The sequence below is a fragment of the Capsulimonas sp. genome (genome assembly GCF_039929585.1).
Taxonomy (GTDB): Bacteria; Armatimonadota; Armatimonadia; order Armatimonadales; family Capsulimonadaceae; genus Capsulimonas.
In genome coordinates this window covers 1-12,873 of sequence record NZ_JBDSQY010000221.1, presented here as the reverse complement: position 1 = coordinate 12,873, position 12,873 = coordinate 1, and the positions used below count along the sequence as shown (strand labels likewise).

The window sequence follows — 12,873 nt, the reverse complement described above, 5'->3', positions numbered from 1 at the left end:
GCGAATGAATTCGCGCCTATAAGTACAATCACCCACCTTCGTGGGTTCAGACATTTGTGCCGCAGACATAATCTGAATATGCCGTAGGCTCCGAAGTCCGCGCAGGCGGACGGCTGTACTTTTAGGCGCGAATTCATTCGCCGGCCACTCTTAATGTTCGCTGACGACTCTTCATTGCCTTGCATCTAAGATGGGCCTTCGCCCTCAAACGCTCACCTTGAGCGTCTTAATCTCAAACGCCTTGAAGTACAGCGCGACGGCGCCGTCCGTCACCGTGAGGTCTTGCGCCTCTTCTTCGAGCAGGTTCGTCTCAGCGACGGACGCCACGGGCACGCCGAATTGGACGCTCGAGTGCGTTCCCGTGCGGCCCGCTTCGTAGAGGCGAACGATGAAGGCGTGGTCGTCCTCGGCCCATTTCACGGACTCGATGATCACGTTCGGCGCGTCAATGCTCGCAAGACTGAATTCTGACGCGCCCATAGAGGCAAGCGTCGCCGTGGGCGCGAGGTTGAACTCGTACGCCGGACGCACTACCGTCTCGACATCGAAGGCGCCGACGCGCGGCAGCAGGGCGTAGGCGAACCGATGCCTGCCTTCATCACCACGTGGGTCAGGATGACGGCCGGCTTTGAGAAGACTAAGACGGTACTCGCCGTCCTTGATCGTACAGGCGTACTTGCAGTCGTTCAGGAAAGTGACGCCGAATCCGTTCTCGCTGATGTCGGTCCACTTGTGCGCGCAGACATCGAACTGAGCGCGGTCTTGAGACGTATTGTCATGCGCATTACGCGTGACGTGACCGAACTGGATCTCATGGCGCGCCGTATCGGCATGAAGTTCCAGCGCAAAGCCGACCTTGAGGAACTGATACTTTTCCTTCCAATCGACCACCGTGTCGAAGTCCACCTGGGCGCTTGACGCATGGAACACGATGTCCTGGGTCAGCACAGATTGCACTCCGATCTGATACTTCTGGCGAATGCGCAATTGCAGCGGTCCTTCGCTAATCACGGCCCGCTCGACCAGATCGGTTTGCGGCGCGAGCTTGAGGCGCTGGTCGCGGTCAATGTCCCAGTTGTCCCAGGCCGCCGGCACGTCTTCGCCCATCAAGAACGTGTTGAACGCGCCGCCTTCCGAGACCAGTTCACGGCGCGACGCCAGATCGAAGAATGAGACGATGCGTCCGAAGTCATCGAATTTGACCTTCGCAAACGGCGTTTCCACGGCGTCCTCGGTCACGACAAATGGGGCGATTCCCGACGACTTGGCGAGCGGCGCCAATGGCGCAACACGATACCCCAGTGGCGGCAGTGTCAGACCAGTGACGGCAAGCTTCTGAGCGCCGTCGAGATCTTCGAATTCCTGAGCGATCAGGCCGGCAACGCCCGGCTGCGAACCCTTGGGAAGCCCCGTCAACTCGATCTCGCCGCCGCGCTCCCAGCTCAGACTGTTCGTCACCAAAACGCCGTCGCCGGAGCCGCCCGCCAGCGTGTCCAGAGCGCGATCGCCCAGCGCCTGGGTCTGCGTAAGGCACTCAGCGAAGAGAGCGATGGCCTCGTCGTTGACGCGGGCGATGGACGATCCGGGGAGAATATCGTGGAACTGGTTGAGCAGGACTTTCTTCCACTGCGCGAGAAGCTCGGCGGCCGGATACGCCGCGCCGTGCTTCAACGCCGCGATAGTCGCGGCAAGTTCGGCGTCGCGCAGGGCGAACTCGCACTTGCGGTTGCCGCGCTTGATCGGCGCGATGGAGGTGAGCGTGCCTCGGTGCAGTTCCAGATACAGTTCGCCGGTCCATGTCGGCAGGTTCGGGATCTCGTCTCGAACGCCGATCATGAACTCGCTGATGGAGGTATATTCGGCCTTCGGACTGCCTTCCAGGTCCTGGGATAGGCGGCCCATTTCGATCATCTCCGCCATCGGGCCGCCGCCGCCGTCACCGTAACCGAAGGTGATCAGCCGGCGGTCCTGGACATCGTTATGCTGCACTTCTTTCCAGGCCTGGATCAGCGTTTCGGGGTCCGGCCAGCAGTGGATCCGGTTGAAGTGGGAGATGACCGAGCTGCCGTCCATGCCCTTCCAGACGAAGGTATCGTAGGGGAACCGATTGGTGTCGTTCCAGCCGAGCTTGGTGGTGCAGAAGAACTCGACGCCGCTGCCGCGCAAAATCTGTGGCAGGGCGGCCGAATACCCAAAGACGTCGGGCTGCCAGAGGGTGTCCGAAGTAACGCCGAACATCTCCCGCGTCGCCCGCTGCCCGACCAGGCATTGGCGCACAAACGATTCACCCGAGGGGATATTGCAGTCGGGTTCGATCCACATCGCGCCATTGATCTCCCAGCGGCCTTCTTTGACGCGCTGCTGGACACGGGCGAAGATGTGCGGGTAAAGCTCGCGCAAAATATCGGCGTGATAGGCGGCGCTCGAAGTGAACTTGAAATCCGGATACTGATCCATCAGGCTGAGCACGGAAGAGAAGGTGCGGGCAAGCTTCCGATGGGTCTCCGCAATCGGCCAGAGCCAAGCGGTGTCGATGTGCGAGTGGCCGACAATCCCGAACTTTGGCGTAGTCGGCCCGTTCTTCAATTCCAGCAGTGGCCGCATCACCTTGCGGGCTTCGGCGAGGCCGGCGCGCCAGACGTCTTCCTCGACTTCCTCGGGCTTGGCGTAAACCGCCGTGAAGATCGCCTGCGCGGCCGCCAGGATCTTCCCACGGCGCAGGCTGCTCTCGTCCAATCCCTCAGCGAGCTGGCGCAGGGCGCGCAGCTCAAAGACAAAGGCGCTGACATCGGGCCGCTCGACCACAAGCTCGACCTTGCCGAAGGCGCGCGCGCCCTTGCCGACCGCGATCCCACTGTCCTGCGCCGCTCCGCCACTGACGACGAGCGGCTCATCGAATGGCTGGGTGCCGGGAAATGTATGCCCTGAGTAGGCTTCCAGATGGATCTCATGGATCGCGCCCGCCGCCGCGTGAAGCGCGAGAAGACGCACGGGATGATTGGGATCAAAGACGCCCCGATGCTCCCCATCGATCAGCAGCAGGCTCTCGCCGGCGCCGGTGATCGCGCGCAGAAAGACGGTCTGGCCGTCCAGAGACATGGGAATCTCGACATTTCCGCGCAGCCACGCCGTCATCCAGCTGTCGCCCCAGCGGTCGCCGGAGGCCACTTTACGCCAGGGTAAACCGGCGTCCGAAGGCGGGATCCCCCGGTAATGCTCCAGGGTTTCCGCCAGCTCCATCTCCACCGGGGCCACGGCGGCGTAGCGCAGCGTGGAATAGGTCGTTTCGAGTATCGTGATCTTCTTGGGAATCTTTGCATCCAGCAGCATCAGGGGTTAACTTTCTTACGCCGGCGTGTGAACGCGCTTTCTAAGAGCAGGCTCACGCCACGCGGAGGATATGGTTCACTTCACTGGCTTTGATTTTACCACGCGAATGGGTATAAATACTGTATGCACGGCCCCCACAGACGAAAAACTATAGGGTATGAAATTCACGGAATACGACCGAAAAGAACACGCGGGGGCGCACAAAAAGAATCCCAGCGGGCGAGCGCCGTAAAGAGACATTTGACAATCGGGCTGGCGCTCAGCATTCTCGCCGTGGTGATCTTCGCGGCTGATTGGAACCATGTCCACGCCTCGGGATCGGGCCCCACTTCTCTCGATCACCTGGTCATTGGCTGGATCCATCAGCGTCAAGCGCCGTGGTGGACGGATCTTTCCCTTGTACTGGCGGGCGTCGGCTCCACCGGCATGATGATCGCGATCTCCGTGGCTGGGATCGCTGTCGGCGCACGCTGGCGCCGTCTGCGCGATATGGCCTGGACCATGCCGATCTGCGCCCTCGGCGCAGGCCTTCTGATCCTCGGCGCCAAGGCGTACTTTCACCGAGATCGCCCTACACTCTTCACGCCGATCATGCACGCGACGGGATACTCATTCCCCTCGGGCCATTCGCTTTTCGCCATGTCGGTCTACGGCCTGCTGGGTTACTTTGCCGGGACGCTCGCTCCCACAAAGCTGGACCGCCGGCTCATCCACGCCGCCACGCTTGCCCTGATCCTGGCGATCGGCGTGTCCCGGATCTATCTCGGCGTCCACTATCCCACGGATGTTCTGGCGGGATGGATGGCGGGGCTTCCCTGGCTCGTTATCTGTATTATCGTCCGGGAGGCGCTCGGACGCACACTGCATAAGTCCCGAGATCAGACGCGAGGGCGAGCCGAGTTATCCTTGGGCAAAAAACGGGCGAAGTCTTTGGGCGCCACATCGTCTAGATCCTCGTTCGGAAAAAGACGGACACCGGCATGATAGAACGCCGTCGCGACGAATTCTCCGCACGAATATTTCCCCGACGGCAGAGAGGTCATTGGAACTTTGATGGACAAATGCTCCAGCAGCACGTGCAGCATGTTCCATCGATCGAACCTCGCTCCGATCTGCGTTTTCGCCCACGCCAGCGCCTCCGGCCCCTTACCCTCCGGCGCTGGGGCGACCACAAACCAATCCTCTCGCCCTTGCAGCGTATTGATCGCCACACCCCAGGGACGCGCCTCCAGCACGGAATTGTCGCCGGTGTATAACCCGACATGGTAGTAGGGCGTCCACATCAGCAGCTTGATGACGTAATCGAATAGCCGATGCGGACGGACAAAGAGCAAGAGATCGCCTGCTTTCGGTTCGATCTTGGGGGATGCAATATACGAAACCCTGAAATTCACGAAATTATAGCTCCTGATCGACCAGCACTTGAAGCGCCCCTGGCTGGATCGTGATAGTCTGTGGGGTGACGCCGACAATTTGATCGTCGGCGTGAACATTCAGCGGCCGACGCGCCTCGATCCGCACTTCCTTGGCGCGCAGCACCTCCACCTTCGGCAGGCCCAGGTGCATCTGAGCGCGCACGGCGCGCAGGTACGCCGCCACTTCGCTCCGATGAACGTCATGGAAGATCACGACATCCAAAAAACCATCGTCGATGTCGGCGTGCGGAGCGATCGGCGCGGCCTGGGCGATTCGATAGGTGTTACAGATTTCGCACATTGTGGCGCGCGTGGTTTGAGATTTGCCGTCGAGAATGAGATTGACTTCGAAGGCTCGAAACGCGAGCGAAAGACGCGTCACGGCATACAGACCGCGCAGGAAGTTTTTGTTGCTTCCCTTTCCATATAGCGCCAGCGACTCGGCGAACAACCCGATGCCCGCCGATTCCGTGAAGTACCGATCGCCGATCTTGCCGAGGTCCACGGCCTTCGGGGCTCCGTTTTTCAATGTCTTAAGCGCCGCCGGAAGATTATGGTGCAGCCGCGCCGCGCTCGCGAAGTTGTTGAACGTTCCCTGTGGCAGGATCCCCAGCGCCGTCGGTGTGTGCGCCAGTTCCTGCACCGCCAGGCCAACGGTGCCGTCGCCGCCAGCAATGGCCACCTTTGGCGCCTTCGCCGCGACCAGCTTTCTCAGTTCGCTTTGAAAATCTTCCTTGGATTGCGTCCGAATGACCCGAAGATCCAGATCGATCTTCGCCGCCATGTTTCTTAATTGCTGTTCTCCGGACTCCGCGTGCATCGCACCGGCGCGCGTGTTCATCAAAATCGGGATCGGGTCGCCTTGAGACATGGGAACATCCTCCGTGATGTGCATTGTTCGGGCGTCATGTGTATGAGATGTGTCTGGAAGATTTCTTCCCGGAAACGAGAAGGCTTAATCAAAGGACGCGCTTCGGAAACAACAAAGCGCTTCGCCAGTAAGCTTGTGGAGCTAACACTGGCGAAGCGCTTTATGATGGAGTCGATCACACGAACAGACCGAAAAGTTAAGACTGAGCGGAGCGGCGGCGCAGGAAGACCATCCCGAGGACCGTCAGACCGCCGAGCATCATCACGGCGTTCGTGGAGGGTTCGGGAACTGCGGAGACGTTGCGGAACGCGTAATTGACAAAGCTGCCGCTGCCCTCAAATGGGGCATGGTCGGTGACCAGCGCGGAATAAGAACTGCCGACGCCGCCGGGATCACTGTAGCCGGGAGCCCCCATGTCAACACTAAAAGTTTCGGAAGCCGGGTTATACAGATATTGAGTGTCACCCCAGCCATCGACAAACGTGAGATGGTTGATATGGGCGGCATCGGCGTCGACCGTCGAGATCGCATAATCCGAGGCGTTTCCGCCAAACAGAGCGGCGGCGGCTTCCTGTCCCGTGAAGACCTGAGAATTGTTAGACCAGATATAGGGATTGCCGGGGTTATCGTAGCCGCCACCGACGGTCCCGAGGTCCCAGCTGCCGACGAAGACATAAGCGGCGTGGGCGGAAGGCGCCGCCAGCAGGGTCACGGCAATTCCAGCCAATGCGACGAAATTCGAGGATCGTAATTTCAAAGATATCTCCTAACTAACGAAGATCTCATAAATGAGAACAAAAACAGCCGCTTTAGCAGGCGACTATTATGATTATAACAGCAATTAATGCAATCAGCACAAAAGTACTCATTGGACATATGTAGCGCATGCTTGCATGCAATTCTCGTGGCAAGCGCCTGCTCCCAAGTCAGCAGTCTACACATTCGCTCGGCGCCGTAAATCTAGGCCAAATGGCGTAAACCCGGCGAATATGCTCGTTTTTGGTCGTTCCGGGCTGACTCCGGGTACACTAAAGGGAACATATTATGCCTAAGAAAAACGATTACAACTCAAAGAACAGCGGACCCGGCGCCAAAGGCGCTCACCGCAAGGGCTCGCCGCGTCCCGACGCCGCTGCCCCCGCTCCCAAATCCAAGCCCTGGAAAGACGGCCCCTGGGTCAATGGCGGAGGCGCGGAAGCCCCTGCCCCGCGCCGCGATGCGCCCAGCGCACGCCCGCCCTATCAGGGACGCACCGACGGACAAGGCCCCGGCGACGGGCGACCTGCCGGACGCCCCGCGCCCGGCGGCCGGCCAGCCTTCGGTCAGGATCGCCCCAGCGGCAAGCCGCCTTATCAGGGACGATCCGAAGGTCCGGGAGGCAAGCCTCCGTATCAGGGACGAACGGACGGCCCCGCAGGCCGACCTCCCTATCAGGGTCGCACGGATGGTCCGGGCGGACGCCCACCCTATCAAGGACGCCCCGATGGACCCGGCGGACGACCGCCTTATCAGGGCCGGCCAGACGCTCCCGGCGGACGTCCGCCATTCGGACAAGGGCGCCCCGATGATCGTGGCGGACGACCATCCTATGGTCAGGACCGGCCCGCATATGGACAGGATCGTCCGGCGGGACGACCGCCGTTTGGCCAGGGACGACCGGACGACCGTGGCGGTCGCCCACCCTATCAAGGCCGGACAGACGGCCCTGGCGGACGACCGCCCTATCAGGGACGGCCCGATGGACCAAGCGGCAGACCTCCTTATCAGGGACGAACCGAGGGCTCCGCTGGACGACCTCCTTACCAGGGACGCAATGATGGTCCCGGGGGACGTCCACCTTACCAGGGCCGCGATGACGCCTCCGGCGGACGACCGCCCTATCAGGGCCGCAATGACGGCCCCAGCCGCCCGCCGTATGGACAGGGACGTCCCGACGATCGCGGCGGACGACCGTCATTCGGCCAAGGACGCCCGGATGACCGTGGCGGACGCCCCGCCTTTGGACAGGGACGCCCCGACCGTGACGCCGCCCGACCGTCCTATGGACAGAACGAGCGTCCCGACACGCGCCCTGCAAAGCCAATGCCCGCGAAGCCGATGTCACCCAAGCCAACCGCTCCAAAAGCGGAAACAACGGCTCCGGTCGCCGTGAAGTCCAGTACGGGCCATCGCACCATCGTCGTCCCGGCCAATCGGCCTCCGATCACGATCGAGCATCTCGCGGATGCGGCCCAAAAGCCCCCCGCCCGAAAGAAAGTCATCGTCGTGATGTCCGGCGCCAAGCGCACCACACGCCCGGCTTCGGAGCGTCCGGTGGCTGACGACACGGATTCCTCCGATGAATACACCGTCGTGCACGCCCAGCCGATGGACGAGGAAGGTTACGCTCCGAGCATGGCGAGCGAAACCGGCGACACGGACGGATCAGGCGAATACGCCCAAATGTATGAGGATTCTTCGGAAGAAGAAACACATACGGATGAAGACGCCTCGTACGAAGGCGCCGTTTCGGAAGAAACCGACGAAGACGATGAGTCGGAAGAATCTGACGAGGACGATGAGTCCGATGAGCCGGAACCAAGCTCGGAGCCTCCCGCTCCTGAAGCGCCGGAAGCGGACGACCAGGGACCCACGACGGAGGAGCCCCAGGCTCCTTCCGAAGTGACGTCCGAAGCTGTGTCTTCACCCAGCGCCGAAGCGGCTCCCGAAAGGGAGCCGACTTCATCGCCCGAAGTGATCGCTTCGGGTGGTTCGGAAACGGACGCCGCGCCGGAGCCTCCCGTTGATCGGACGCCGCCCGCCATCAAGGCGCTCAAGGCGAAGAAATTGGCCACGGCGCCAGCCGCTGACGCTGCTCCCGTTCAGGAAGCGCCAGCGACCGTCAAAGTCGTGAAAACGAAAAAGACGGTCGTGGCGTCCGCCGCCGTCGCCGCCCAGGCGGAGCCGCTCGGGGACGATCCGGAGCCGATCAAGTTCGCCGACCTCGGTCTTTCCGAGCAAGTCCTGAAGGCGATTTCGGATCTGGGCTTTGAAGCCCCGACGGCCATCCAGGCAGGCGCGATCCCGCCGCTGCTCGCCGGCCGCGACCTCATTGGCCAGGCGCAGACGGGCACGGGCAAGACCGCCGCGTTCGCCCTGCCGCTGGTGCAGATGGTGGATCCGAAGCAGAACGTGATCCAGGCGATCATTCTGGAGCCGACCCGCGAGCTGGCCATCCAGGTCGCCGACGGCATCCATAAGTTCGCCAAGTACGCGGGTCTGAACGTTGTCCCCGTCTATGGCGGACAGCCGCTCGACCGCCAGTTCCGCGCCCTGCGCGCCGGCGCGCATATCGTTGTTGGCACACCTGGCCGCGTGCTGGATCACCTCCGACGCGGTTCGATCCAACTGGACCAAGTCCGATTCTGTGTACTGGACGAAGCCGACGAGATGCTGGCCCTGGGCTTCCTTGAAGAAGTCGAGACGATCCTGGCCGAAATGCCCAAGGAACGGCAGACGGCGTTCTTCTCCGCCACCATGGCGCCACGCGTTCTCGCGCTGACCCAGCAATTTTTGAACAACCCCCAGCGCGTCAAGATCGAATCCAAGCGCCGCACCGTGGACACGACGCGCCAAACATATTACGAAGTTCCGCAAGGCCGTAAGCTGGAAGCGCTCGGCCGCGTGCTGGACATGGAAACGCCCGGACCGACGATCGTCTTCTGCCGCACCCGCCAGCAATGCAACGAGCTCGCCGAATCCCTGCGCGTGCGCGGGTATCTCGCCGAGCCGCTGCACGGCGAAATGGGCCAGCCGGAACGTGACCGGGTCATGAAGCGGTTCCGCGAGGGCCTCGCCGACATGCTGATCGCCACCGATGTCGCCGCGCGCGGCCTGGACATCGAGACCGTCACGCACGTCATCAACTACGAACTGCCCTGGGACATCGAACAGTACATCCACCGCATCGGCCGCACCGGCCGCGCGGGACGCTCCGGCGACGCCATCACCCTGGTCGAAGGCCGTGAGCGCCGCCAGCTCCAGGCCATCGAAAAGATGATCGGCACGCAGATCAAACCCGTCCGCATCCCGAGCGCCGCCGACATCACCGCCCGCCGCCGCGAAGCGCTCGCCGAGTCGCTGCGCGAGACATTAGTCTCCGGCGAGTTCGACGGCCACCTGGCGACGGTCGAATCGCTGACCTCAGAATACGACGCTTCCGAGATCGCCGCCGCCGCGCTTTATCTGCTCTGGAAAAATCGCCACAGCGCTCCGGCCGACACCGCCGAGGAGCTGGCCAACGATATCGAGCAGCCCGAAGCCGGCATGGTCCGCTTGTTCGTCAGTCTCGGCCGCCAGGACAACGTCCGCCCCGGCGACCTTGTCGGCGCCATCACCAACGAAGCCGGCCTCACCGGCCGCCAGATCGGCGCCATCGACATCATGGACCGCACCTCCTTCGTGGAAGTCCCCGCGAACTTCGTCACTAAGGTCGTCGCCGCCCTGAACTCCACCACCCTGCGCGGTAAGAGCTTCAACGCCGGCATCGCCCACCCCGACGAAAACCCACGCGGCAACAACAACCGCGGCGGCGGCCCGCCCTCCGGGCGCGGCGGCTTTGGCGGAGGCAACCGTGGCCCCGGAGGCGGCGGGTTCAATAAGTACGGCAAGCGCTAAGACACGCTTTGGAATGCGCAACGGCCGCCGGGGGAAATCCCCCGGCGGCTGTTTTTGTGTATGTCTTATTTTTAATTTACATTTTATCTTACATTAGCGTAAATAATGGGGCGTCACGACCTTTATCTGCCCAAGGCAATGATAACGAAAAGAGGCCGCCTGGTATAATTATATATGGGCAGTCTTACTAACAGTTGTCAATCACTATGGGAGCATGAAGTTGTCTATTGCAGAACAGTTCAACCACCGATTCAGTGATAGAGGAGGACGTTACGAAGCAGGTTATACCGATGACCCTAATGGCATTCTGGCACGCGCAAGGGAGATTATGCAGCAAGTCATTGCGGACTTACCTATCACAACTACTACACAGATTTATGCTGATCTGGTGGCAAGCGCCAAGGTCAGTGCAGTAGCTTCGTCTGCTGATGGTAATGCTTACATCGGTATGCATATCGGTACCGTCCTGGTTCTTTACGATCTTTTCCTTCGAATGATGGCGACAGATCGCGTTCTGCCTGAGATCGGTAACGTGGCTGTCGAGAACCATGAGCAAATCTTCGGCGGGAAGTTATACGCAACGTATTTTGATCTTCCACAGTACCTCGAAGGTTCATGGCCCTCACCTGTCAGCGAACACCGTAAAGAGGCAGCCGCTACCCTTACCCTGATGGCTGTCGAGAACGGAGTGTACCATGAGTTCGGGCATATAGCCCTCGGACACCTTACGAAGCAAATCAATGGAACAGTATTATCGTACGTTGAAGAAGAAGGCGGGGTGACAAGATTACCGCCCATGATTGCCCAGATGCTTGAGTGGCAGGCGGATTGCTGGGCAGTTAGGGAGACCGTCAAAGCAATTACCTACAATCGCGGAGTTCGTCCATCACCTTCGATGCGCCAATCGCCAAAAGATCAACTCTTCTATCGATTGTTTAGCCTTTACTGTTTCCTAAGTGTCGTTGCCCAGACGACACTTTTGCCTGAGGATTTTGAATCGGTCTGGCATCCAACTCCGGGTATGCGACAACTCTATCTGATAAAGCCGCTCTACGAGGCGATTGAGGAGTTTTTATCTGACGAAGATACGGATGAGATTAAACAAGTGTGTATGCAGGTATTCCCTAACGCAGAGAATGCTGTGGCGACAGTTACGACAACTGCTGTGCGAACCGAACACCTCGAACACCTAAGTCAGTCAGCCGTTTATGACCACATTAACCGTTTGGAGGAAATCGCGCGAAGCGCGATCTCCAATGGCGATACAGATACATCTGCTTTAGACGAAGCCTAAGCAGGGAGTGCGATTAATGCTGAATTCAGTAGGGGAGACGCTTAGAAATACTGGAACATGGAAGTCGCGCAATGGGCCAGATGGTATCCATCTGTTTGACCGGTGGACAGGTATTAATATATTGGTCAATGAGGTAATCCCGCCTAAGAGTGCGTGGGCCTCCGCCCCAAGGCAAATGTCGATTGCTCTGACAAACGCCTGTGACCTACATTGCCCATTCTGTTATGCGCCCAAGCATCACGCCCAATTGAATTTGAATTTGTTAAAAGGCTGGCTGGTCGAACTGGACCAAAACGGCTGCTTGTCTGTAGGATTCGGAGGCGGCGAACCGACCCTGTTTCGCCAATTTTCCGCCCTATGCAACTTCGCGGCGACAGAAACACGGTTGGCTACAACATTCACCACACATGCTCACAGAATTGATGAGAGGCTCGCTGGTGAGTTGTCCGGTAATGTGCATTTCATTCGCGTAAGCATTGATGGCGTGGGGGCGACGTATGAAAGAATTCGGGGAAGATCCTTCGCCTCTCTACTTCGGCAACTTGAAATCGTGCGCAAAATAGCACCGTTTGGCATTAACGTGGTTGTCAACAGTTCGTCCATAGCAGATCTTGACGAATTGGACGAACTCGCAGAACGAACACAGGCAAGCGAGCTATTACTACTGCCTGAACAGCCCGCCCGAGGGCGGGATGGCATAGATCCTATAGCGACAGAAAGACTACAGTGCTGGGTGGAAAAGCGCAGGGCTGGCGTTCCACTCCGTGTCAGTCAGGCGGGTTCCGAAGGTATGCCCGTATGTGATCCGTTGCCTGGGGAAGCGGGGCTTCGAGCTTACGCACACTTGGATGCGTCCGGCATACTGAGGCAGTCGTCGTATACCAAGACCGGGATTGATGTTGGTGATGATGGGATTATAGCCGCGCTTAGCACTCTGCGGCAGAAAATTGGGGAAACCACAAAATGAAAATCTGGGCGGGATATGGCTCCGAGCACTCCATGAACCTCGTAATGATCGGGCGTTTCAAAGAGATGGAAAAGGCCATTGAGGCAAAATCCATTATCGACGCTATCAAAGATACTGTCGAGCAGGCCCCACGACTGGTGGAGGATCTTAAGGAACCACACGCCAAACGATACAGTCCCGAAATCCTAGCGGTTCTGCAAACTCATAACCTATTTCTGGTTGCCCCAGAGGAGCTTGAACAATTCGCCTACGATATCTCAGTCGAGCTTAAGGGCCAAGAAATTGTTGTTACAACAGATGAGAGTGAGGTATCTGCTTTCCTCAAAGTATTGATTGATAA

9 protein-coding genes are annotated in these 12,873 nt (G+C 59.6%); 5 read left to right on the top strand and 4 right to left on the bottom strand.

Annotation, left to right across the window (positions count from 1 at the left end):
• Positions 1–204 precede the first annotated feature (204 nt).
• Entirely contained in the window at positions 205–3,330 is a 3,126-nt protein-coding gene (locus ABIZ35_RS16510; RefSeq protein ID WP_348221025.1) for a glycoside hydrolase family 38 C-terminal domain-containing protein, read from the bottom strand.
• A 240-nt stretch (positions 3,331–3,570) separates the two neighbouring features.
• Here ABIZ35_RS16510 and ABIZ35_RS16505 point away from each other — a divergent pair, with 240 nt between their 5' ends.
• Positions 3,571–4,314 carry a phosphatase PAP2 family protein gene (locus ABIZ35_RS16505; protein ID WP_348221024.1) on the top strand — a complete coding sequence of 248 codons (744 nt, stop codon included), beginning with the start codon at positions 3,571–3,573 and terminating at the stop codon, positions 4,312–4,314.
• Here ABIZ35_RS16505 and ABIZ35_RS16500 read toward each other — a convergent pair.
• The 3 genes from ABIZ35_RS16500 to ABIZ35_RS16490 all read right to left on the bottom strand — a co-directional run bounded on the left by ABIZ35_RS16500 (position 4,209) and on the right by ABIZ35_RS16490 (position 6,373).
• A complete protein-coding gene (locus tag ABIZ35_RS16500) occupies positions 4,209–4,724 on the bottom strand; it encodes a hypothetical protein (protein WP_348221023.1) in 516 nt (171 codons plus the stop codon). The two genes, ABIZ35_RS16505 and ABIZ35_RS16500, sit on opposite strands and share 106 nt — an antisense overlap.
• Positions 4,725–4,728: 4 nt before the next feature.
• Positions 4,729–5,616 carry a diacylglycerol kinase family protein gene (locus tag ABIZ35_RS16495; RefSeq protein WP_348221022.1) on the bottom strand — a complete coding sequence of 296 codons (888 nt, stop codon included), beginning with the start codon at positions 5,614–5,616 and terminating at the stop codon, positions 4,729–4,731.
• A gap of 196 nt (positions 5,617–5,812) precedes the next feature.
• Complete coding sequence (locus ABIZ35_RS16490; protein WP_348221021.1) at positions 5,813–6,373, bottom strand: PEP-CTERM sorting domain-containing protein; 561 nt, start codon at positions 6,371–6,373, stop codon at positions 5,813–5,815.
• Positions 6,374–6,660: 287 nt separating this feature from the next.
• Here ABIZ35_RS16490 and ABIZ35_RS16485 point away from each other — a divergent pair, with 287 nt between their 5' ends.
• The 4 genes from ABIZ35_RS16485 to ABIZ35_RS16470 form a co-directional block, all read left to right on the top strand.
• Positions 6,661–10,272, top strand: coding sequence for a DEAD/DEAH box helicase (locus ABIZ35_RS16485; protein WP_348221020.1), 3,612 nt, complete (start codon positions 6,661–6,663; stop codon positions 10,270–10,272).
• 220 nt (positions 10,273–10,492) lie between these two features.
• Complete coding sequence (locus ABIZ35_RS16480; RefSeq protein WP_348221019.1) at positions 10,493–11,566, top strand: hypothetical protein; 1,074 nt, start codon at positions 10,493–10,495, stop codon at positions 11,564–11,566.
• A 16-nt stretch (positions 11,567–11,582) separates the two neighbouring features.
• The gene (locus ABIZ35_RS16475) at positions 11,583–12,533 is read left to right on the top strand and encodes a radical SAM protein (protein ID WP_348221018.1); all 951 of its coding nucleotides are present in this window, start codon (positions 11,583–11,585) and stop codon (positions 12,531–12,533) included.
• Positions 12,530–12,873: DUF6375 family protein (locus tag ABIZ35_RS16470; RefSeq protein WP_348221017.1), on the top strand; the 344-nt coding region annotated here is incomplete at its 3' end. The genes ABIZ35_RS16475 and ABIZ35_RS16470, both read left to right, overlap by 4 nt.

Bases quoted from the DNA above. Each gene is read 5' to 3' on its own strand.
- ABIZ35_RS16475 (WP_348221018.1), top strand. From the start codon at position 11,583: ATGCTGAATTCAGTAGGGGAGACGCTTAGAAATACTGGAACATGGAAG.
- ABIZ35_RS16510 (WP_348221025.1), bottom strand. From the start codon at position 3,330: ATGCTGCTGGATGCAAAGATTCCCAAGAAGATCACGATACTCGAAACG.
- ABIZ35_RS16485 (WP_348221020.1), top strand. From the start codon at position 6,661: ATGCCTAAGAAAAACGATTACAACTCAAAGAACAGCGGACCCGGCGCC.
- ABIZ35_RS16495 (WP_348221022.1), bottom strand. From the start codon at position 5,616: ATGTCTCAAGGCGACCCGATCCCGATTTTGATGAACACGCGCGCCGGT.